This window comes from Vibrio splendidus (assembly GCF_003345295.1).
GTDB lineage: Bacteria > Pseudomonadota > Gammaproteobacteria > Enterobacterales > Vibrionaceae > Vibrio > Vibrio splendidus_K.
Map to the genome: position 1 here is coordinate 786,482 of NZ_CP031056.1, position 21,514 is coordinate 807,995.

Consider the following 21,514-nt stretch of genomic DNA (forward strand, 5'->3'; position numbering starts at 1 on the left):
GCTTTATGAGGGGGACATTACGTAAAAAATGGAGGAAAACGATTGCGCAATAAACCAACAGCGTTTGCGTGAATGGTTCGCTAAGTTATTAATTAGTAAGAATTTAGTGGGAAAGTGTAGCTAGGGAAGTTTTAGCGGATATGGAATCTTTGAGAGGATAGCATAAAAAAAAATGAAATATCAGACTTGCTGTTACTAAATCACGACCTATAATGCTGAAAACCGGAGCGTCTGCCAACGCTCCGGTTTTTTTGTGTCCGAAGAAAAGTAAACTCGTCTGCCAACGGTTTTACTACGCATTTCGCGAGAGACACATAATTTTATGAATCAAGGAAAACACCATGCGTATCGAACAAGAACTTAAGTTAGGTTTCAAAGATGTACTCTTCCGTCCGAAGCGTTCTACCCTTAAAAGCCGTTCTCAAGTTGAATTAACCCGCGATTTTACATTCAAGCATAGCGGTCGTCAATGGTCTGGTACTCCAGTAATTGCAGCTAACATGGATTCGGTAGCAAGCTTTGAAATGGCAGCTGCTCTAGCAGAGCACGGTGTTATGACTGCAGTACACAAGCACTACACAGTAGAGCAGTGGGCTGAGTTTGCTAAAACAGCAGACAAGAAAACTCTGAACAACGTATTTGTATCAACAGGTACGTCTGAAGCTGAGTTCGAGAAAGTTAAGAAGATCATGGCTCTTAGCGAAGAGTTCGTATTTATCTGTATTGATATCGCTAACGGTTACTCAGAGCACCTTGTTGAGTTCGTACAGAAAGTACGTGCTGAATTCCCAACTAAAGTTATTTCTGCGGGTAACGTTGTAACGGGTGACATGGTTGAAGAGCTAATCCTAGCAGGCGCAGACATCGTTAAGGTTGGTATCGGCCCTGGTTCGGTTTGTACTACACGTGTTAAAACAGGCGTAGGTTACCCTCAACTTTCTGCAATTATCGAGTGTGGCGACGCGGCACACGGCCTTGGCGGCATGATCATCGGTGACGGTGGTTGTTCATGTGCGGGTGACGTATCTAAAGCGTTCGGCGGCGGTGCTGACTTCGTAATGCTAGGCGGCATGCTAGCTGGTCACTCTGAGTCAGGCGGTGAAGTAGTAGAGCAAGATGGTAAGCAGTACATGAAGTTCTACGGCATGTCTTCACAGTCGGCTATGGACAAGCACTCAGGTGGTGTTGCTAAGTACCGTGCTGCGGAAGGTAAAACTGTTTTACTTCCATACCGTGGTTCAGTTCACAACACAATTTCTGACATCCTTGGTGGTGTACGTTCAACTTGTACATACGTAGGCGCAGCAAAGCTTAAAGAGCTAACTAAGCGTACGACTTTCATCCGTGTACAAGAGCAAGAGAACAACGTATTCGGTAAAGAGTAATCTGAACGAGTTCGAATAGTTTGAAGATCAAGAGCCGCTTTTTAGTGGCTCTTTTTTGTTTAGGACTTGCAAACACATTATTGCCCCTAACTTTTCTAGGGTTAGATCGAACTTAATATCAAATCGTGCGTTGTAGATTATTTCTCTTCATGCTTAAAAGTCTAATTATGTGGTTAAATGTGCTAATCCACTATAACCCTACCTCAGACTTCTATCTTAAATACTACTTAAAGTGTAAGTCTCTTAATTATATGAAATAATACTTATATTATTAATTGATCGAGAACTCTATGAACGGACATCTCAAAGCTGTGAACCACTCTTTTGTTGATCAAGATTTACGAACACTTTTAGTTGGTCAAGCTTTAGGTGAGTATAACTGTGTCGAGGTCACAGAAATATTTTCGATAATAAGCAAGGGAGCGCAGCCAACAAACGTTTTTACTCTTATGGTCGCCGAGCGCCGAAGTCCTGAATTTCTTGAGCTTGATAAAGCTTCATTCATAACGCCAAGAGAAGGGATAGTAGTCCAGCAATTGAAAGGTTGGTATGTAGGAATAAAAACGTATTTAGTATCTATTAATAATGCTATTGAGATGTTTACTACTGCAAAAAACAACAGCGAATGGAATAGCTGTGGTCAAAAGGTAAAAACATCTGAATACAATTATAAAAATAGAATATTCACTCCGCCAGACTCTTTTGAAACTGTGCCGTTAAACTCAGTATTAAAGAACAATTTTAATAATGGCTCATATATCGTCGAACTTATAAATCAGCATAAAATCGAATTATCGATGTTTTTTGAAAAAACAACGATATTGCAAGAGCTTTCTGATGGGATTTTGAAATACTTACCAATAGATCTTTCATCCTTATCTGACAAGCTAGGTAGTATAATATTTCAAGTTCCAGTCAATGCGGTACAAACGAGTACAACATTACTCTCTGACAATTTATCGGTTGAATGTAAGATTGCATGGCACCCAAATATACAGGCAAGAGACCTGATGGTTTGTGGATATCAAGAGGATGATGATTTTAACAAGAATGATTTTCATATAGTAAACTGCTCTAAGTCATCTAAATCGGTTACAATACCATTCAACCATAAAGGGGCTTATAGACTAACGATATGGGATGCTAAAAGTGAACTAATACTTTATTCGTTGGCACCATCTTCCTTTATCACAACAATTGGATTCTCATCTAATTTTATGGGAAACGAACAGAGAGTAATATATCACGATGATGGAAGTCATTCTATTGTTCCTGTGATCACTCATTCAGACACTGGAATTGTTGGAGATAAGAAAAATAAAGCTACTGATTGGACAAGAACCAGAATTTATGAAAATAACCGAGAAAAGCTCAGAGATAGTCGAGATTTTGTTCAATATAACCCGAAGGGAAAAAATAAAGAAGTTGAACATAAAAAAGCTCTTGAGGATTTGAGGTTTTTAATCAATAGATACGGTGAAAATGGCGTTTATCTATGGGACCCGTATTTATCTCCATCTGATATAATAGAAACTTTGTTTTACACAAAATTCAACAACGCCACGTTGAGAGCAATTACTTATCTTAAAGAGCCTCCAAATGAAGAAAAAGATATAAGTGTTTTTGATAAATACAATAGTGAACTCCAATCTTTAACACCAGAGATGACTATGGTGATCAATCTGGAGCTCAGAAGCCCAAGAAATAATTATGGGTGGGGTTTTCACGATAGGTTTTTAATTTTCCCCAATGTAAATGACTTACCAATGGCATGGTCTTTGGGTACATCCGTTAATAGCTTCGGTCAAGAGCATCATATCTTACAAAAGTGCGGTGATGCTAGATTAATTTTGGATGCCTTTAATGATCTATGGACTGAGATTGATAAAAACGATTGTTTAGTTTGGAGTTCTAAATGACTACAAATACAAAGTTTGAAATTGATAACCAGTTGAATGAATTGCTTCAAGATGCTATCAGGTTATCTCAACGTGACAATACTGTGGATTTGTATCGAAAAGCAGAGTCCATTCAAGGTCTAGACTTCCTTTTAAAAAGTAGAGAGCTAAAAAGTACAGTTTTAAACCAAGATGCGATTTCCGTATTGAAATGGTTGAATAATAGAATAATAAACTTAGGAAACACAGATATAGAAACAACAAAAGGCATATTTTTCCTTGTTGGTCTAGTATCAAATCATTCTGATTTTTGGTCTTCTCTAAGAGATTTTTGTGATAAGTCATCCAAACAATTAATTGAGCATTCGATATTAATTATTAACAGCCTTTCAACTACTGTTCGTTTTGATTTTATTACAAAATATCATGAGGACGAAAGAAAAGAGCATCTTAGAAAGATAGTTTCTGACAATAACTGGTCGAAAATATATGATGAGTATCATCGTAATCATGAAAATTATAAGTATTACATTTGTTATAATTTAAAGAGTGCATTTACTTTGCTGTACTATTTGGATGAGAAATCTCTCATGTCAATTTTAGACGTTAAGAGAGATATTCCTTTCATGTGGGGGATGATGGATCTTATGGGTAAATCTAAAGCTCTGGATATTGCATTAGAAACTACCAATCAAACATTAAAATTCTGTGCTCTTTCATCTGTACTTCCATTTTCAGGAAGGGAACCACTTAGTGAGTATGAGAATGATAAGTTAGTTAAAGTATTCTTGGCTTTCATGAAAAATGAAAATATCTGGCAACACTGGATGAGAATATTAAACACCTATCCGTCACGTTATCCTCAAATACAATTGAGCCTTGGTAAGGCTATGGCTCAAACTACTTCCGATAATGCTATACAATGCTATTTTAAAGCAATTTATCTCTATGCGGTTGATTTCCAAGATATTGGAAGAAATAGTGTGGCGGAATGCCTTGAATCATTTTCTAAGCTCGCGAGTGAAGAAGAACAAAAATCAGCTTGGAGTTTCGCCTTTGAAATTTGGGATAATTGGGATTTCGGCGTTAAAAATAGAGATGGATACTTATTTGAAATTAAAGCGAGCACGCTAGACTATGCAGTAACCAAATACTATTTAGAGTGTTTTGACTCCGAGGGACGAAAACTTCTTATCGAAGAACTGTATAGCAAACTAAACAATATTGATAATGTTTGGCATCAAACATCATCTAAACACACCACATATTGGTATCTTCAAAACTCTAAGTTTCAACCACTATACCACGCAGAAGAAGTGAGTCGAAATACAAGCTTACCGTGCCTAATACAAGGCAAATTATACAAGCATAACTATGGAGAGTATGATAATTATATCCAATATATGATTAATTAGTTATGTAGAGAGTGACTAATTTTGGCCAATCAATTAGAGGATTTTCAACACTTTAGATAATTCGTTAAATACTAATTTAGTGAAATCTATAGCTCATTTTTGTCCATGAATGTGTTTTAGAAAAGTGGATAATTACGAATACTGAATCTTAGTATCAATCCACAAAAAGATTATCAAATAGTCACTTTTTAATACAATTTGAACATAAAGAGCCGCTTTTTAGCGGCTCTTTATGTTTGAGTTCTAGCTATCACTCAGTAGAGCGTTAACTTTCCATTTTTCTACTTCGCATAATTCGAAGGAAACAGTGCTCGTTTTGCCTCTTCATCACGTTCGGTTTTAAATTCAACGTCTTTACCGGTTTCGCGGGCGCGCAGTGCAGCAGGGCGAGTGTTGATTGCGTTAAACCAGCGCTTCAAATTCGGGTAAGGTTCTAGGCCTTCTTCACCAAGCACGAAAGGTGCTTTATCAATCCAACCCCATGCAGCGACATCGACAATGGTGTACTCATTTCCGACGAAAAACTCACGACCTTCCATGTGCTTTTCTAACACTTCGTAATGACGTTGTGCCTCACGTAGGTAACGGTTTACAGCGTAATCTAAGCCTGCTGGTGCAGCATGACGGAAGTGTACTGATTGGCCTGAGTATGGACCAAGTCCGCTGGCGATAAACATCATCCAAGAGAGCAGTTCAGCTCTGTCTTCTGGTTGCCCCCCAAGCTCACCAGTCTTCTCTGATAGGTACAAAAGGATAGCGTTAGAATCGAACACGCGCTGTCCATCGTCTTCAATGGCTGGTGTTTTACCGTTCGGGTTAATCAAACGATATTCCGGAGTGTGTTGCTCGCCCTTTAAGGTATCAACAGGAACGAGTTCAAAATCTAGGCCTGTCTCTTCTAGAAACAGAGCGATCTTCATTGGGTTGGGTGTTTGGTGAAAATAGAACTTAAGCATGGGGTAACTCCTTGTATTAATAATTCATTAAAACACCGCTTGAACGATCGTTCAATAGTTGATTTTGAATTATTTGAAAATATGTCGATTCGCATTTAGCGGCCATATGTTTAGAGCTTCGTTATCTGTGGGTAGGATCAACATCGAACAATTCGGTGTGTTGGATTTTAAGTTGTTGAAAAAATGAGCTTAAAGTTGCTGTTTGGGCGTGTTGTTTTCTGCGGAGTTCGGGTTTGTGATGGGTGGTTTTCGGTGGAATAGGGCGTATGAAATCCGCAGTCAGATATTCCAACAAAAACGTTGAGCACTGGTTCAAACCAGAATTATCTGGATACACAGGCTTATTGGTAAGTTCAAAATCGTGATCTGTTGCCACACCTTATGCAACAAATGAATATTAACCTCGGAGATTCTGGTGTGGTTCACAGTTTTTTAATCTTAGGGACTTACATTGGTGAGCAAATCTGATGTGAACACTTAACGACACAGGATCTTTCCATGAAAAAGAACATTATCGCCCTCGCTCTTGGTGGCATGCTCGCTTTTGGCGCAACACCTTATTCTTTTGCTGCTAACGATGGCGCAGTACAGGCTTCAGCGGATTACGCGCAGTTGGTGACTAAGCGACAAGTTGTCGACCAATTACTTCTTGATGCGTTGCAGGCGTTTAAGTCTCCGGCAAGAATTTCACACGCGGGCTTCACGGCTAAAATGCCAAGCAACATGGAAATTGTGACTAACCGATTGTTAGAAGCTTACCAGCTAGAACCTTACCGTACTGACTTGTTGATCTCGGCAGCGAACGCTCAGATCTACAACAAGAACGCAGAACGCGCTATTGAGCTGTTTGAACAAGCACTGACGGTTGCGCCAGACGATGTCGACTTGCACGCATATCTTGCGGTTTGGCAAAGATTTGAAGGCAATGACAGTGAATCCAACAAGCACATGGAGAAGCTGGAAAGCCTGAATAAAGGCAAGGCAGAAGACATCAAACGTATTTTTGCAACGGTCGACCGCGTGTTAGAAACACCTCTTAAAGAGTCTGCAGATAAGGGACTGTTGAGCGACCACGGTGCCATCGTCACTTTGGGCTACGCGCTTAACCCTGATGGCTCTATGCATGAAATCTTGATTGAACGTCTTGAAACGACATTAGCAATGTCGAAAGCGAACCCAGACGCGATGATCGTGTTAACCGGCGGCGTACCTAAGAACCATAAGACTGAAGGCAAGTTAATGGCGGATTGGCTTATCTCAAAAGGGGTAAGCAAAGACCGCATCATTGAAGAGAACTACGCGACTAGCACGGTAGGCAATGCCTTGTTCAGTAGCTATGCGCTTGCTCGTCATGATATTAAGCACGCGACCATTATCAGCTCGGCAAGCCATGTTCGTCGTGGTCAAACTCTATTTGAAATTGCTAGCTGGCAAACTGGCCCTCAGGGCATCACCTTCGATACAGTTTCTTACCCAGATAAGCCGCTAGAAGATCTTAAGAAAGCGAGCAGTGGTGAGCTTCTAGGCATCTACCGTGACGCACTGAGAACCTATGGTATGTGGAGCTACCGCTCTTACCCATTAGAGTCTCGCTAAGCCCAAGCATTATTTGCGTTTGGGAAAAGCACAGTTCGTGTTAAACCAAAGCTTCACTTGCTAGTACAATCGAGCACAGCTAGATGGTATGCTGTGCTCCTACTTAATTTAGTGTTTCAAAGGCAAAAAAATGAACCCGATTTTAGCAATGTTGAAAGAGAACAATATTAGCGACGAGCAGATCAGCGAGATATTCAAGACGTTGACCGAAAACCCTCTTGCAGCAATGGCGACAATCAGCCAACTTGGTTTACCACAAGAGAAGCTTCAAATGCTGATGGGTCAGGTAATGCAAAACCCTGCGCTAATCAAAGAAGCAGTTGAAGAGCTTGGCCTAGATTTTTCTAAGGTTGAAGCCGCTAAAGAGCAACTTCAAAAATAGTAGAGTGTGAATGAGCGATTTTGTTAGGGAGTGATAGCCGATTCGGTTAACTGTTCTTGAGATCGCGAATTAGACTCCAATAAAAAGCCGTTTGAGTATCGATACTTAAACGGCTTTTTTGATCCGACTTAGAACAGGCTAGACAGAGGAGACGACAAAAGCACTAGCCCGATGTGACTCCCTCGCTTAAATCATGTAATTTCGTTTTAACACTCATGTTTCAATAAACTGTACTCCGGCGTTGCTCATGAAATCTAGCTTAAGCATTCGATCTTACACCAAGCAATTTAATACCCATGCTCATGATGACCATCATCAATTGGTATTGCCGATCCAAGGCAGTATTAATATTGAAATGGTGGGGTATGTCGGCAAAGTGGCCGTGGGCGAATGTGTGGTGATTCCGGTAACCACAGCGCATGCGTTTAAGGCGGATGAAGCAGCGCGGTTTATTGTCGCGGATATGGCGGAGTTGCCGCAGCACTTGTTAGAGCATGAGCTCTCGGTTTTCACGATAACGCCACCTTTAATGAGCTTCTTGCTGTTTGTTGAGAAGCAGCTGGAATATCAGGTCGATAGTGGCATTGAGTCATCAGTTTTGGATGTGTTTTCATTGCTGTTAGAGCAACAACAAGTCAGCAAGAGCATCGACCCAAGAATCCGTGCGGTACAAAGGCTGATAGCGGATAATTACGCCCAACCTCTCTCTATTCCACAACTTGCAGAAACGGCCTGTTTGAGTCCTACTCAATTCAAAAAACGTTTCAAAGAATGCTTGGGTATCAGTGCGCTTAAATACATCACTCGCTATCGTATGGAGAAAGCTCAAGCCTTGTTAACTCATACCGATTTACCGGTTCAATTGATTGCTGAAAATGTGGGCTATAGTGATGTGTCTGCTTTCAGTCGTCGCTTCTCTCAGCACTTTGGAATGTCTCCAAGGGCGTTTTTGGGTTCGATGAAAGAGAGTCTTTAGAAACAACAATAGCGTCCTTTCGGCAAACTAACCTTTATCAATCTTCACTATTATCTATTTCAGAACTGAAAATTGGATAATAGAAATGAATCTTGCCATCAATCGCGTTAACGAATTCCAAACGGGCACTTTGGCCATCTTGTTTGCTTCTATTTTATGGGGTACGACAGGCACCGCCGCAAGTTTTGCGCCTGATCTAAGCCCATTAGCGATTGGTGCTTTCTCTATGGGCGTCGGTGGTCTAATGCAAGCGGGCTTGGCGTATCGACAAATCCTATTCGCTTTCGACAAACTTTTGCAGAACAAGAAGCTGTTGGCAGTGAGCGCTTTGGCTTTGGCGGTCTATCCTTTAGCTTTCTATTCTTCAATGAAATTATCAGGCGTGGCGATTGGTACCGTGGTTTCGATTGCTACCGCACCTTTCTTTTCGGCACTATTAGAGTGTCTGATTAGCAAAAAGAACAATATCAACAAACGTTGGCTCACTAGCTTTGCGATTGGTGTGGTAGGTATTGGGTTGTTGGTGTTTTCAGAATCTTCATCGGCGAATGAATCCGGTGATGATCTCAAGCTGTTAGGTATTGGCTTAGGTTTGGTCGCTGGGTTGTGTTACGCCATTTATTCTTGGGCGACAAAAGCATTGATCGATAAAGGGATTAAGTCACAAGCAGCGATGGGCAGTATTTTTGGCCTGGGTGCGATGCTGTTGTTGCCAACGCTCTGGTTTACGGGTGAGAACCTGTTTTCCTCACAGATTAACGTATTAGTCATCAGTTATCTTACGTTAATCCCGCAATGCTTGGGCTATATCGCGTTCAGTTTTGGTTTACGCCACGTGACCGCGAGTAGTGCCAATCTGCTGACTCTGTTTGAACCAGTAGTTGCAGCGGTGCTTGCCGTCTGTGTTGTCGGTGAGCTTATTCCTTTTACAGGCTGGTTAGGTATGTCTCTGATTGTGTTGTGCTTGTTTATACAGTCGAAACCATCTAAAGGAACGTTATAAGTATTTGTTTTGTTTTGCCTAATTGAAATTTTTTCATGTGTAATTCTTATAATTGAATAAAATCAGTATCTCAGTTGTGAGAGTGCTGTTACTATCGCTATCAATAGTCGGGGGGCACATACCTTATTTGGTGTTTGCTGAGATCGTTAATCGAGACCCGTTGAACCTGATTCAGTTAACACTGGCGTAGGGAACTATAAGCACTCGATCTACGTCTGCACCCATGAAAGCTTTCATGAGCCTAATGCGACTTCTCCTTCGATCAGTGTTCGTTCTCCTACGTCTTGTAAGATAGTAGGAGCGACAATGACACACAGTTCTATTTCAAAAGATTTAACGCCAAAAGCCTCAACTCCAAAATCCTCAACACAGCAGCACTCTGCTGAAGACACGATTCGCACGAATACTCCGATTGTTTTAACCATCGCGGGTTCTGACAGTGGTGGCGGTGCCGGTATCCAAGCTGATATTAAAGCCATGTCTGCTACCGGTAGTTTTGCTTGTTCTGTGATTACCGCTATCACTTCCCAGAACACTCAAGGCGTGTCAGCCATTTTTCCTATTCCACTCGACCATGTCGCTAGCCAGTTAGATGCGGTTTTTACTGATCTCAATATCGTGGCAGTGAAAGTCGGCATGTTGGCCGATTCGAAAATCATCAAAGTCGTCGCGGACAAAATCAAACAATACCAACCTAAACACTTAGTGATTGACCCTGTGATGGTCGCGACAAGTGGAGACCTTCTTCTAGAAAACTCAGCAATTACGACGCTAAAACAAGAGCTGATTCCGCTGGCTGATATCATTACTCCTAACTTACCAGAAGGCGCAGCACTGACAGGCAAAGCGGTACCTGAAAGCGAAGCCGAAATGCAGGGCATGATTGAAGACTTACGCGCACTAGGTGCTAAAGCTGTCCTGCTAAAAGGCGGTCACTTAGAGAAGGATGAGAACAGTAACGACTTACTGATTCTGCCAACCACATCTGCTCTGATTAGCGCGAAGCGCTTTCCTACTAAAAATACGCACGGCACGGGTTGTACGCTTTCTTCTGCTATCGCTTCTTTCTTGGCTCAAGGCAACACGCTTTCAGAGGCTGTTGACCTAGGCAAACAATACATTTCGCGCGCAATTGCTCACGCTGATGAGTTGCAAGTCGGCCAAGGTCATGGCCCGGTAAATCACTTCTTCGCTGGGCACGGTAATGTCTGTTAATACGGTGGGTGTTCAACTCAGCAATGCCTCCTTACGCTATAACGACAGTAAGCACGCGACCTTGTCTGGGTTGTCGCTTAGCTTAAATGCAGGTAAGTGGACGGTATTGCTGGGTCGAAGTGGCTGCGGAAAAACCACGGTCTTACGTTATCTGGCAGGCTTGTTGGACGACAAGGTGGAGTGGCAGGGCACATTGGCAACCTCTGATGAATTGCCTTTAACGGATCGCATCGCTTACATGGCGCAGCAGGATTTGTTACTGCCATGGCTGTCGGTTATCGACAATGTATGCCTGAGTCATCGCTTTCAAAATCCAGTTTCTGATAAAGCACAGCAAACCAATCAAGCACTAGAGTTGCTCGCTGTGGTTGGTTTGGCTGATTACGCGGATGCTATGCCGGATCAATTGTCTGGCGGTATGCGTCAGCGTGTTGCTTTGGCTCGCACTTTAATGCAAGACAAACCTGTTGTGCTGATGGACGAACCTTTCTCTGCGCTGGATGCGGTAACAAGACACAAGTTACAGACCTTAGCGTGTGAGCTGTTAAGAGATAAAACCGTTGTGTTGATTACTCATGATCCACAAGAAGCGGTGCGTTTGGCGGATAACTTGTATGTGTTGCAAGGCACGCCTGCGAGTGCTCACTCTTTATCTGTGCCTCTCACATCAACACCACGAGTGTTAGACGGTGAATGCGCTGAGTTACAACAAGCGATTTTAGATCAGTTGGAGCGTGATTATGAATGATCTAACGCGAAGCGAAGCTGCGGCTCGTTCAGCTAACGTACAGACTACCACTACACGTCCTCGTCAGATGAATCCCGTTATGCGTTTGCTGATCAGCAGTGCTGTGATTCTCGGTTTATGGCAACTGGTGGTGGTTATCTTCGAGATGCCAAGCTTCATTCTTCCAGCGCCTGCAGAAGTCTTCATCAAGCTAATTGAACGCTACGATGTGTTACTCAAACACACTTGGGTGACTGCGCAGGAGATCTTACTTGGTCTATTGCTCGGTTTATCCATGGGGCTGTTTTTCGCCCTGCAGATGTTGATGTTCGAACCACTGAAACGTTGGTTGTTGCCTATCTTAATTGCTAGCCAAGCGATTCCTGTATTTGCGATTGCGCCAGTACTTATGTTGTGGCTTGGCTACGGCATCGCTTCAAAAGTGGTGATGGCGGCAATCATAATCTTCTTCCCCGTGACGACCTGTTGTTACGACGGCCTACGTAATACACCGACAGGTTACCTTGATCTTGCCAAGACCATGGGTGCATCGAAATGGCAATTGTTGCGTTATATCCAACTGCCTGCTGCATTGCCAACACTGGCGTCGGGCATTCGTGTGGCTGTGGTTATTGCCCCAATTGGTGCGGTTGTCGGCGAGTGGGTGGGTTCGAGTGAAGGGCTAGGTTACTTAATGCTGCAGGCCAACGCGCGCATGATCATTGATGAGATGTTTGCTGCCTTATTCATTTTGGCGGTGCTGTCTATCTCGCTCTACTTCATCACAGACAAATTACTAAAAAAAGCTATCCCTTGGGAAAACCAGTAATGGTTCGCTCTATAACACTTTGTTTAATAAAGCTTCGCTCACGCTATTTATCTAAACAAAACTTCGTTAAAAATTAGCTCGATACACACAATAATAATATTCAAAAGGAAAGGTTAACTATGAAAAACACCAAATTGGTAGGTGCAGTGGCACTGCTTGCTTCGCTAGTTTCAGGTCATGCATTGGCGGATTCTGAACAAAAGAAACTGACATTGATGTTGGATTGGTTTGTGAACCCGAACCACGGCCCAATTGTGATTGCTCAAGAGCGTGGCTACTTTGCTGACCAAGGCTTAGAGGTGGAAATCCAAGAGCCAGCTGACCCAAGCACACCAGCAAAATTGGTTGCGGCAGGTAAGGTCGATTTAGCGGTAACTTACCAACCAAGTTTAACCATGGATGTAGCGGCAGGTTTGCCTCTCGTTCGTGCATCTACTCTTATCGCAACACCACTGAATACGTTGATGGTTTTAGATAATGGCAAGAACGATTCACTAGCGGATCTGAAAGGCAAAAAGATCGGTATTGCGATTGCGGGTAACGAAGAAGCAACCATCGGCACCATGCTAGCTCAAGAAAATGTTGCATTTACCGACGTGCAAACCATCAATGTCGGTTGGGCACTTTCATCTTCATTGGCATCGGGCAAGGTAGATGCAATTTGGGGTGGCTTACGTAACTTCGAAACCAACCAGCTAGCACTTGAAGGCTTTAAAGCGAAAGCATTTTTCCCAGAAGAGCACGGCGTACCCGCTTACGACGAGTTGATCTTTGTGGCGAACGCTAAGAAACACGACGACGAAGCAATCAAAGCGTTCAATAAAGCATTGGAACAAGCAACCACTTACATTGTGAACCACCCACAAGAGTCATGGAGTGAGTTTGTGGCGTATTCACCAGATACGTTGAACAACGAACTTAACCAACGTGCATGGAACGACACACTGACTCGCTTTGCACTTCGCCCTTCTGCTGTAGATATGAAGCGTTACGATGATTACGCACAGTTTATGTTCGACAAAGGCATTATCAAATCACTACCAAAAGCCGCTGATTACGTACCGACTTTTGACTAAGGAATCTCATGAAATACCAAGACTTAATTCAAGCCTGTCAGCAAGATTGGCAAGACTACACCGAGCATGATTTTGTTAAAACGCTGGCGAACGGCACTCTTGCTCAGCCGTGTTTTCTACATTACTTGAAGCAAGATTTTTTGTTTTTAAAGCAGTATGCCCGTGCTTATGCATTGGCAATTTACAAGGCAAAGACACTGGCTGATATGCGCCGTGCGCTGCCAAGTGTTGATGCTCTGCTAGATTCTGAAATTTCACACCACGTAACTTACTGTGGTCAATGGGGTTTAACTGAGTCGGATTTAGAAAACGAACCGGAAGATTTCGGCACAGTTGCCTACACGCGCTACGTTCTAGATTCAGGTATGACAGGTGATCTCGTCGACTTATATGCGGCACTGGCTCCGTGTTCAATCGGTTATGCCGTGATTGGTAAAGCGCTGTTAGAAAGCAGTGATACAGTATTAGAAGGCAACCCATACGCAAGCTGGCTACAGCTTTACGGCGGTGAAGAGTTCCAGTCTGGCGTGGCAACGGGCGCAGAATATTTCAATCAGCTACTGGCTGAAATTGATATTAACAGCGAGCGCGGTCAGAACATCGTCCATATCTTCAAAACCGCAACGCGTATGGAAGTAGCTTTTTGGCAACAAGGTCTGAATGCACTTAATGACTCAACCGCGGCTTAAAGCGACTTTCACGAATAAGGATTTATCCATGCTAACTGAACAAATCATCCAATCGTTGCGCGCAGTACGAGAGCAAAAACCACTGGTTGTGAACATCACCAACTATGTAGTGATGAACAACACGGCCAATGCGTTATTGGCGATTGGCGCTTCGCCTATTATGGCGCACTCACAACAAGAGCTTGCAGAGATGATGTCTTTCTCTGGCGCTTTAGTGATCAACATTGGCACCCTCGACAGTGTTTGGACGCCAAGAATGTGTTTTGCTGTTGAACAAGCGAATGCGAACAACAAGGTTGTGGTTCTTGACCCTGTGGGTTGCGGCGCAAGCACGCTGCGTACCGAGACTTCTCGTGAAATTGCACGTTTAGCGGATAAGCTAGTCATTCGTGGTAACGCGTCTGAGATTATCGCGTTAGCGGGTGAGCAAGCACAGACCAAAGGCGTTGATGCGCTAGATAGCAGTGATGCTGCATTAGGCGCAGCGCAATGCTTAGTCGCTGAATACGGTGCGAATGTGGTGATTTCTGGTGAGACAGATTACGTTGTCACCAAAGACAGCGTGGTGACGTTAAACAACGGGCACCCAATGATGCCGTATGTGACGGGCATGGGTTGTACCTTAACGGCATTAACGGGCGCTTTCGCTGCTGTTGGAGATGACAGTGGTTTGGCTGCTGCTGCGGTATTAGGTGTGGTTGGCGAAATTGCTGCTGAGAACTCACGTGGCCCGGGTAGCTTACAGATGAACTTGCTTGATGAGCTGTATCAACTAGATGAAGAGACGTTGATCCAACGTTTGAAGGTTCAGTAGATTCAATCTAGATCTGCATTCGTAGCTTATTAAAAAGCCCTCAGCACATATGTGTTGAGGGCTTTTCTATTATTACTTCAAAACCGTATTAACTCGTCGTCGTGTTAGCTATCTCGTTATATCAGCAATTGGTTTAGTTAGGTTCTAAATCGATTCACTTGGCTTTCTAAGTGATGAGCAACTTCGGTTAAGTCGCTCGCTGCACCTGAAATGCTGCTGACAGACTCTTGGTTGCTCTGCGCGATGGTATTTGCACCTTGCGCGTTTTCACCCAACGACTTGGTTAAGCAATCTTGTTCGTCAACAGACACTGCAATCTGGCTGTTAGCCTGATTCAGATCTTGGATGTGTTGGTTAATCACATGCAAGTTCTGAGAAGCTTGCTGCGCCTGAGTTGAAGCATCGGAAACCGTGCTGTGGCTCTCTTTGATCGACTCTAACGCATCTTTAGCGCCACGCTGTAACGAGGTGATGAGTTCATCAATTTGGCTAGCAGAATCTTGGGTACGCTTAGCGAGCGTTCTCACTTCGTCTGCTACCACGGCAAATCCACGGCCTTGCTCACCCGCACGAGCAGCTTCAATAGCGGCATTCAATGCCAATAGGTTGGTTTGCTCAGATACGCCTTTGATTACTTCAAGAATAGCGCCAATGTTCATCGACTCTTTGTGTAGGTCCGTTACTTTCTGGCTACTCACCTGCATGCTTTCATCGGCGCTGCCAATTTCATGCAGTGTTTTATCGACTTCTTTGAGGCCCATCGCGACATTTTCGGTAGCTTGGTTCGCCACTTTAGAGGCGTGGTTAGCACTTGAAGCAATTTCTGATGTGCTGGAAGCCAATTGATCAACAGCAGAAGAGATATTGATCATCTCATTGTTCAACTGTGTCGCGTTGGTCGAGCTGTTATTGGTCACTTGATTCAGCGACTCCGACATCTCACCAATACGCACACTAGAGCGGTTCACTTGACCAACAATATCGCGCAGAGACTCGATGGTGATCTCCATGTTGGTCAGCAGTTCGCCAATCTCGTTTTTGCTCTCAATGTTCACTTCAACATTTAAGTTGCCTTGAGAAAGCTCATTGGTGATCTGTTTAACCTGTGCGATGCCTTTGGTAATAGAACGAGTCACCAACACAGCGCTCGTCATGCCAATCACCAAAGCCACACCCGTTAGCAAGAAGATGATTTGAACTGAACGTTTTTCACTGGCTTGCAGTTCTGGCGTTAATGCTTGTTTCTGTTGCTCTAGAATACTTTGAGCATCCGCTACTGCGATAGCCAAGCTGTCACCAATCGAGGCAAGCGTTGCAGTTCTTTGAGTGTTTTCAATCATCTGCTGATGAACTTGCTCAAAACCTTTTGCATACGCTTCGCGTTGGTTAGAGAAGTCTTCAATCAGTTCACTTTGATAAGGAGATGATTTAAGAGATTCAATATCACCTTCGATACCTGGCAGAGCATATTCAAAAATGTCTTTACCGGCTTCATAGGTTTTAAGGTCGTTGTTGTTTGAGTAACTCAGCACAGTGATCTTAGCGGCGAGGAAGTTCTCCATCAACATGCCAGCGTACAAGCTCGCGTTTGGATCATTGTTGTTGTACGACTCATACAACAAGCTCTGAGCGGCTTTGAGGGCGTTGGTTTCTCGTTTGACCATCTCGATATTCACCAATTGGTCGATGAGCAGCTGGCTCTGTTTCATTGAGCCATAAGCCGTGTCAAATGCCGCTACGCTGTCTTGCACTAATTGCAGGCTAGCTAGGCTATCGGTTTTGGTGGTGGTTTGGATTAAGTTGTTGAGCAGTTCATCAATCGCGAGTTTGCTTGATTGATAATTCGTTTCGTATTGCTCATCCAATGACTCTAAGTAACGTTCAGAGGCTAAACGCATCTGAAGAAAGTGCACTTGAATGTTGCCTGACAGCGTCGCTTTCTGGCTGAGCTCACTGTATTGACTAAAGCCGTTCGACAAGGTTTGGATACCTTTGTAACTCACAAGGCCTGAAATGACGAAAAAGAGTAAGCAGATGGCATAACCTAGCTTGATCTTAAACGCTATAGAAAGGTGGCGCATAACTATCCCTATATTTACCTGATTCCTTCATAGCGAAGTATTCCATAAAACAGCGTTCTGGGCAGGCTTAAGTGAATAGTTTGTGTAATAAGTAACGCTTTCGTTAAAAATTTCAGGATTTTCGGTATGCTTTCAACGAGTTGTATATTCAATGGTGCGCGCTTAATTGAGCTAATTCAGTATTAACTTCCATGCACATGATGCGAATTGTCGGTAAAATGGTAGCAACTCAATTTAGACTCCGACTCCAAAGGCACGATATGAACCCTTATAAGCTTTACTTAGTAACGGATGACCAACAAGATTTAGAAACGCTTAAGTTTGTGGTTGAACAAGCAATCGCTGGTGGTGTCACTATGGTTCAAGTAAGAGAGAAGCATGGAGATGTGAGAGCTTTTATTGAACGAGCGCAGGCCGTTAAGTCGATTTTGGCTAGCTCAGGAGTACCGTTGATCATTAATGACCGAGTGGACGTTGCATTGGCTGTGGATGCTGACGGCTTGCATTTAGGTCAATCAGATATGCCGGCTGAGTTAGCCCGTCAGTTGATTGGCCCAGACAAGATTCTTGGTCTGTCGATTGAAACTGAACAACAGCTTCAAGAAGCCGATAGTCTGCCTATTGATTACATTGGCCTCAGTGCGCTTTTTGCCACACCGACCAAGACGAATCTTAAGAAACATTGGGGTTATAACGGCATTAAAATGGCGTTGGAGACAACGAAGTTACCGATTGTCGGTATTGGTGGAATTAACGAATCGAATATCCCGCAGTTAGTTGAGAGCGGTATTCATGGATTAGCACTGGTATCTGCGATATGTCACGCTGAAGATCCAAAACAAGCGACGCGGGATCTGTTGTCTCTAATGGGGGAGTGAAGGGGTTATAGACTAGAAAACAAATGAGGTTAACCATTTGTTTTCTAGTTAAAGAACAGGCTCATAGAAAGGCTAAATTGGCCTGTCGCTTGAGCTTTTAAGACAATTTATTGAATACACAGTTTTGTTTACTGAGCGCATAAAGCAACAGTACCGATGATCATAAGAACGATCGCGGCATACCAGCCGTATTGTGCGGTCTTATCAGCAACAAACACCTTAATGTAGTTAAGTTCTTCATGCGCCATTGCAATGAAGTCCGTGTAGTTAATCGATAACTCGCGGCTCGCTTCTTTCAAGTCTTGCTGAAGTTTGTTGAAAGCCTCATCGATGAAGCCTTTTGTTTCTGAAACAGACGGAGTAACAACCAAAGTTAAGCTATTCCAAACTGCCATACGCGATTCATATTCGCTTTCACTGACACAATTAAGTACGCGTAAATCATACTCTCGTTTGTTACGCTCTTTGCCCATTTTCTCAGGGCAAATATTTCTTAAAACGTTCACGACAAATTTTCCAAAAGGTTCATTTAGATATAAAAAAGCACTCGAAGAGGGCTCATAAACTGGGTGCGAATCAATATTCAAAAGTGATCTATTTGAAGCTTTCACAAGTGGTTGCAGGGCAGGGGCACTTATGTGGGAGATTTGAAGTTGGGTCAGTGGTGTTAAAGAGCGATTTGGTTTTGTCGATATCAGTTTGATAAGACAACCCCTTTGGGATCGCATACTAGTTATGTCACTTTGGGATATCAACTAGGGTGTTTTATCCACACGACAAAGAAAATTATCGGCACGAAAAGCGGAAATGAGGTAGTGCTGGAGAAAACACCACCGTCATTGATTTAGGATTCAGTTGCTGAAATTGGCTGAACTCAAGAATTGGGGAAGATTAGTTGGCTTGCCATTGATTGTTCTCTAATGAGTGGCCTTTTAGTTTTTCAAGTAAACTTGTTAACACTGGGCCATTGATATGGCTGCGAGACACTAAGCAACCCACTGGAGTAATCCAACCACCATGCTCGTGTGCCACTGGCAGTGCAACGAGATCGCCTTTCTGAATTCCTTCCATCACCATCATTTCAGGCACATTTGCCCACCCTACGTTCTGTTCAACGAGATCGATGATCGTTTTGTGGTTGTTGGCATACCAAAGCATGGAGCTGATACCATAGGTGAACCACAATTCGCGCTGCTTCGAACTGCGATGCACACATTGGCGGTAGCGCTTTAGGTCGGAGTCTTGAACGACGGGCATTTGGCTCAGCTCGTGCGTGGCAGAGCTGACAGTAAGAAAGCGCGCTTGGCCAAGTAGGAAAAAGTCCATATCCACCTTAAGCTCACCATCCGCATAGATGATGCCAATCTGTGCTTTTCCGCGCCTTACTAAGTCTTCAACATCGAAGGTAGATGTCGTAATAATATCGAAGTGTGTGATTGGAAACTGATCGGCTAGTGAGCTGATTATCTTAATGAAATTCTTATCTATGATGCTCTCATCAATGGCAATGATCAGTTCGTGTTCATCTTCTTGCGTCAGCGATTCTACTTTTTGGTCGAAGTACTTTTGTTGGTCGAGAATCGACTTGGCAACAGGCAATAAGGCTTTGCCTGTGTTGGTCAAAACGGGGATGTTTTTCTCGCGGTTAAACAGCTCTTGGTCGATGGCTATTTCGAGATTGGCGATCGATTGGCTGACGCCGGATTGAGCGCGTTTCAGCTTGCGTGCAGCAGCAGAAAAAGAGCCACTTTCACACACGGTGACGAAGACTTTTAATTGCTCAAAACTGTACATTCTATCTCTCGCTCAATACCAAAGGGGGGGGATAACTCCTAGGCTATCACTGTTCGTGATGGCTGTTAACTTTCTCTTATTATTTTCGATGACATAATCCGAGCTAATCCAACATAGACTAGATTATTTAGAGGAATGTATGAGTACATTAGAAAGAGTGTTCCACTCAGTGTTATTCGAAGTTTTGGCCGTAACACTTTCAATTATGGGCTTGGCGATATTTACCGATCACGATGTGAATGCCTTATCAGGAACCATGATAGTTGTTGCCACTATCGCGATGATTTGGAACTACTGTTTCAATCGCATTTTTGACCGTTATTTCACGGGTGAAAAATCAAAGCGTTCGCTCAAGTTACGTGTTTTTCATGTCGTGTTATTTGAGGCAGGCTTGCTGGTGGCGACGATCCCGGTGATGGCGTACTTGCTCAACGTCGGGTTATGGCAGGCATTTTTGATGGATATCGGCGTGACCATTTCTATTACCATTTACGCGTTTGTGTTTAATCTGATTTACGACCATGTGCGAGCATTTTGGGTACGAAAAGCCGATTTAGCGGTTCAGTAAACTACCAAGTCAGTAAATGTAATTTGAGCGACTAACCGTTTGTTTATTCGTTATTTTGACGGGTATATTCGGTTAGTAACTCTAGGTAACGCGGCGTTTGTTCTGCTATCTTAAAGAAGGTGATAATTTGAGTTCGTGAACGGATAGATAAGAGGAAAGGATGCCAAATACCCCTCAGGCAATGACGGTTGTTGATAAGAAAGAAGTCGAATTGTTCGCGGAACTGTTCAAACATATTGATGGTGAAATCTACACCTTACTACGCAGTGCCCAAATCCCTAATGATATTCTCACCAGTAATGACCATTACGATTATCTCCCTGAGACCACTATTAAAAACGTGGTCAAGATTATGGGGGAATCTGCGTCGAGAGAAGAGTTTTCGCTGTTTATGTGGAGTTTTTGCAAGCAAACCTATGTGCCAAGGTTTGTGGCTAAGCTAAGCCAGCAGGGTTCATTGAAAATCGCGCTAGACCAATTTGGTGAGCAGCTTAAGCTCGTATCCAATGGTGCGAATGTTTATACCAAGCAATCCGGAGGCAAGTGGTGGTTGGTTCGTGAGAAGCCATTTACTAACGCACCTTGGTTTAAGTTCGCTGAGCTGTTTTCTGTTATTTTCATTAACGAGCTACTTTCAGTATTAACGCAAGGTCGTTGGAAGCCGTCTGAGGTCGGAATTCAGAATGGCGATCTCGAATGTTTTCAATCTCTACCACAAATGGGCAGTGCTCAGTATTACACGCATAGGCCAGTGACTGCTTTTGAGATCCCTGCAGAGATCATGCTTTCGCCTATCGTGCTGTCAAAGCGCGGCCATACACCTGAATTCACCACGCCTCTACCCAGCTCATTTCTGAGCGCATTCAAACTTGTGATTAAACCTTATCTCACGATGGGGAAACTCCCTATTAGCTTGGCATCTGAAATTCTGAATATTCATGTCAGAACCATCCAACGCAGACTAGAAAGCGAAGGTGTCATCTATAAAACCTTGATAGAAGATATGGTGCTCGAGCAGGTTTTGGAACTGCTCACGGAGTCGGATTTGTCGATTACTCAAGTCGGCACAAAGATGGGCTACGCTGACTCCTCTCATTTTACACGTGCCTTCAAACGACAGATGAACATGACACCAAGACAGTATCGAAAAGAGCGGCTACAACGATAATAGAGGTTGTCTCCGAAATAACGACAATATCGAAATAGTCGCTGTTTAGAAAAAAACGGCTGTA

The 21,514-nt window shown here is 43.3% G+C and carries 19 protein-coding genes, 1 pseudogene and 1 riboswitch; of the genes and pseudogenes, 16 read left to right on the forward strand and 4 right to left on the reverse strand.

All coding sequences use genetic code 11. The annotated features are described in order from the left end of the window. Positions 1-341: 341 nt before the first annotated feature. From DUN60_RS19185 to DUN60_RS19195, 3 genes are all read left to right on the forward strand, one after another. Positions 342-1,385 carry a GMP reductase gene (locus DUN60_RS19185; RefSeq protein WP_009844818.1) on the forward strand — a complete coding sequence of 348 codons (1,044 nt, stop codon included), beginning with the start codon at positions 342-344 and terminating at the stop codon, positions 1,383-1,385. Between the two features lie 290 nt (positions 1,386-1,675). Then, positions 1,676-3,304, forward strand: a complete 1,629-nt coding sequence (locus tag DUN60_RS19190; protein ID WP_114634957.1) for a VPA1262 family N-terminal domain-containing protein — start codon at positions 1,676-1,678, stop codon at positions 3,302-3,304. Then, a complete protein-coding gene (locus DUN60_RS19195; protein WP_114634959.1) occupies positions 3,301-4,698 on the forward strand; it encodes a hypothetical protein in 1,398 nt (465 codons plus the stop codon). Before DUN60_RS19190 ends, DUN60_RS19195 begins: the two co-directional genes overlap by 4 nt. 281 nt (positions 4,699-4,979) lie before the next feature. Here DUN60_RS19195 and DUN60_RS19200 read toward each other — a convergent pair whose 3' ends face one another. Then, positions 4,980-5,654, reverse strand: coding sequence for a glutathione S-transferase family protein (locus tag DUN60_RS19200; RefSeq protein ID WP_108203188.1), 675 nt, complete (start codon positions 5,652-5,654; stop codon positions 4,980-4,982). Between the two features lie 498 nt (positions 5,655-6,152). Here DUN60_RS19200 and DUN60_RS19205 point away from each other — a divergent pair, with 498 nt between their 5' ends. The 10 genes and pseudogenes from DUN60_RS19205 to thiM all read left to right on the forward strand — a co-directional run bounded on the left by DUN60_RS19205 (position 6,153) and on the right by thiM (position 14,961). Next, complete coding sequence (locus DUN60_RS19205) at positions 6,153-7,250, forward strand: YdcF family protein (RefSeq protein WP_009844828.1); 1,098 nt, start codon at positions 6,153-6,155, stop codon at positions 7,248-7,250. Between the two features lie 130 nt (positions 7,251-7,380). After that, complete coding sequence (locus DUN60_RS19210; RefSeq protein WP_105058350.1) at positions 7,381-7,632, forward strand: DUF2999 family protein; 252 nt, start codon at positions 7,381-7,383, stop codon at positions 7,630-7,632. Positions 7,633-7,879: 247 nt separating this feature from the next. Continuing rightward, positions 7,880-8,608, forward strand: a complete 729-nt coding sequence (locus tag DUN60_RS19215) for a helix-turn-helix domain-containing protein (protein WP_102312703.1) — start codon at positions 7,880-7,882, stop codon at positions 8,606-8,608. 85 nt (positions 8,609-8,693) lie between these two features. Further along, positions 8,694-9,611: a DMT family transporter gene (locus DUN60_RS19220; protein ID WP_114634961.1), complete on the forward strand. Its 918-nt coding sequence runs from the start codon at positions 8,694-8,696 to the stop codon at positions 9,609-9,611. A 98-nt stretch (positions 9,612-9,709) separates the two neighbouring features. Next, positions 9,710-9,821, forward strand: a riboswitch (TPP riboswitch). Positions 9,822-9,917: 96 nt separating this feature from the next. Then, positions 9,918-10,826 (forward strand): bifunctional hydroxymethylpyrimidine kinase/phosphomethylpyrimidine kinase, encoded by a 909-nt coding sequence (thiD, locus tag DUN60_RS19225; RefSeq protein WP_114634963.1) that lies wholly within the window; start codon positions 9,918-9,920, stop codon positions 10,824-10,826. After that, complete coding sequence (locus tag DUN60_RS19230; RefSeq protein ID WP_114634965.1) at positions 10,816-11,574, forward strand: ABC transporter ATP-binding protein; 759 nt, start codon at positions 10,816-10,818, stop codon at positions 11,572-11,574. The genes thiD and DUN60_RS19230 overlap by 11 nt, the downstream gene beginning before the upstream one ends. Positions 11,575-11,647: 73 nt before the next feature. Continuing rightward, a pseudogene (locus DUN60_RS19235) lies at positions 11,648-12,382 on the forward strand (ABC transporter permease); the annotation flags it as partial. A 119-nt stretch (positions 12,383-12,501) separates the two neighbouring features. Further along, complete coding sequence (locus tag DUN60_RS19240) at positions 12,502-13,458, forward strand: ABC transporter substrate-binding protein (protein WP_065104608.1); 957 nt, start codon at positions 12,502-12,504, stop codon at positions 13,456-13,458. 8 nt (positions 13,459-13,466) lie between these two features. Next, complete coding sequence (gene tenA / locus DUN60_RS19245) at positions 13,467-14,147, forward strand: thiaminase II (RefSeq protein ID WP_114634970.1); 681 nt, start codon at positions 13,467-13,469, stop codon at positions 14,145-14,147. 28 nt (positions 14,148-14,175) lie between these two features. Then, positions 14,176-14,961 (forward strand): hydroxyethylthiazole kinase, encoded by a 786-nt coding sequence (gene thiM / locus DUN60_RS19250; protein WP_114634972.1) that lies wholly within the window; start codon positions 14,176-14,178, stop codon positions 14,959-14,961. 137 nt (positions 14,962-15,098) lie between these two features. Here the strand turns inward: thiM and DUN60_RS19255 are convergent, their stop codons facing one another. Beyond that, positions 15,099-17,042: a methyl-accepting chemotaxis protein gene (locus DUN60_RS19255; RefSeq protein WP_114634974.1), complete on the reverse strand. Its 1,944-nt coding sequence runs from the start codon at positions 17,040-17,042 to the stop codon at positions 15,099-15,101. A 260-nt stretch (positions 17,043-17,302) separates the two neighbouring features. On the opposite strand from DUN60_RS19255, the gene thiE reads away from it, so the two are divergent. Further along, positions 17,303-17,920, forward strand: coding sequence for a thiamine phosphate synthase (gene thiE, locus DUN60_RS19260; protein ID WP_114634976.1), 618 nt, complete (start codon positions 17,303-17,305; stop codon positions 17,918-17,920). A 128-nt stretch (positions 17,921-18,048) separates the two neighbouring features. Here thiE and DUN60_RS19265 read toward each other — a convergent pair whose 3' ends face one another. After that, positions 18,049-18,393: a thiamine-phosphate diphosphorylase gene (locus DUN60_RS19265; protein WP_114634978.1), complete on the reverse strand. Its 345-nt coding sequence runs from the start codon at positions 18,391-18,393 to the stop codon at positions 18,049-18,051. A 418-nt stretch (positions 18,394-18,811) separates the two neighbouring features. Further along, a complete protein-coding gene (locus DUN60_RS19270; protein ID WP_061021942.1) occupies positions 18,812-19,714 on the reverse strand; it encodes a LysR family transcriptional regulator in 903 nt (300 codons plus the stop codon). A gap of 139 nt (positions 19,715-19,853) precedes the next feature. Here DUN60_RS19270 and DUN60_RS19275 point away from each other — a divergent pair, with 139 nt between their 5' ends. Both DUN60_RS19275 and DUN60_RS19280 read left to right on the forward strand, forming a co-directional pair. Then, positions 19,854-20,282: a PACE efflux transporter gene (locus tag DUN60_RS19275; protein WP_114634980.1), complete on the forward strand. Its 429-nt coding sequence runs from the start codon at positions 19,854-19,856 to the stop codon at positions 20,280-20,282. 181 nt (positions 20,283-20,463) lie between these two features. Then, positions 20,464-21,450: a helix-turn-helix domain-containing protein gene (locus DUN60_RS19280; protein WP_114635763.1), complete on the forward strand. Its 987-nt coding sequence runs from the start codon at positions 20,464-20,466 to the stop codon at positions 21,448-21,450. The last annotated feature ends 64 nt before the right edge of the window (positions 21,451-21,514 follow it).

Bases quoted from the DNA above. Each gene is read 5' to 3' on its own strand.
- DUN60_RS19195 (WP_114634959.1), top strand. From the start codon at position 3,301: ATGACTACAAATACAAAGTTTGAAATTGATAACCAGTTGAATGAATTG.
- thiM (WP_114634972.1), top strand. From the start codon at position 14,176: ATGCTAACTGAACAAATCATCCAATCGTTGCGCGCAGTACGAGAGCAA.
- DUN60_RS19265 (WP_114634978.1), bottom strand. From the start codon at position 18,393: ATGGGCAAAGAGCGTAACAAACGAGAGTATGATTTACGCGTACTTAAT.
- DUN60_RS19185 (WP_009844818.1), top strand. From the start codon at position 342: ATGCGTATCGAACAAGAACTTAAGTTAGGTTTCAAAGATGTACTCTTC.
- tenA (WP_114634970.1), top strand. From the start codon at position 13,467: ATGAAATACCAAGACTTAATTCAAGCCTGTCAGCAAGATTGGCAAGAC.
- DUN60_RS19255 (WP_114634974.1), bottom strand. From the start codon at position 17,042: ATGCGCCACCTTTCTATAGCGTTTAAGATCAAGCTAGGTTATGCCATC.
- thiD (WP_114634963.1), top strand. From the start codon at position 9,918: ATGACACACAGTTCTATTTCAAAAGATTTAACGCCAAAAGCCTCAACT.
- DUN60_RS19270 (WP_061021942.1), bottom strand. From the start codon at position 19,714: ATGTACAGTTTTGAGCAATTAAAAGTCTTCGTCACCGTGTGTGAAAGT.
- DUN60_RS19200 (WP_108203188.1), bottom strand. From the start codon at position 5,654: ATGCTTAAGTTCTATTTTCACCAAACACCCAACCCAATGAAGATCGCT.
- DUN60_RS19210 (WP_105058350.1), top strand. From the start codon at position 7,381: ATGAACCCGATTTTAGCAATGTTGAAAGAGAACAATATTAGCGACGAG.
- DUN60_RS19275 (WP_114634980.1), top strand. From the start codon at position 19,854: ATGAGTACATTAGAAAGAGTGTTCCACTCAGTGTTATTCGAAGTTTTG.
- thiE (WP_114634976.1), top strand. From the start codon at position 17,303: ATGAACCCTTATAAGCTTTACTTAGTAACGGATGACCAACAAGATTTA.
- DUN60_RS19205 (WP_009844828.1), top strand. From the start codon at position 6,153: ATGAAAAAGAACATTATCGCCCTCGCTCTTGGTGGCATGCTCGCTTTT.
- DUN60_RS19280 (WP_114635763.1), top strand. From the start codon at position 20,464: ATGACGGTTGTTGATAAGAAAGAAGTCGAATTGTTCGCGGAACTGTTC.
- DUN60_RS19240 (WP_065104608.1), top strand. From the start codon at position 12,502: ATGAAAAACACCAAATTGGTAGGTGCAGTGGCACTGCTTGCTTCGCTA.
- DUN60_RS19220 (WP_114634961.1), top strand. From the start codon at position 8,694: ATGAATCTTGCCATCAATCGCGTTAACGAATTCCAAACGGGCACTTTG.
- DUN60_RS19190 (WP_114634957.1), top strand. From the start codon at position 1,676: ATGAACGGACATCTCAAAGCTGTGAACCACTCTTTTGTTGATCAAGAT.
- DUN60_RS19215 (WP_102312703.1), top strand. From the start codon at position 7,880: ATGAAATCTAGCTTAAGCATTCGATCTTACACCAAGCAATTTAATACC.
- DUN60_RS19230 (WP_114634965.1), top strand. From the start codon at position 10,816: ATGTCTGTTAATACGGTGGGTGTTCAACTCAGCAATGCCTCCTTACGC.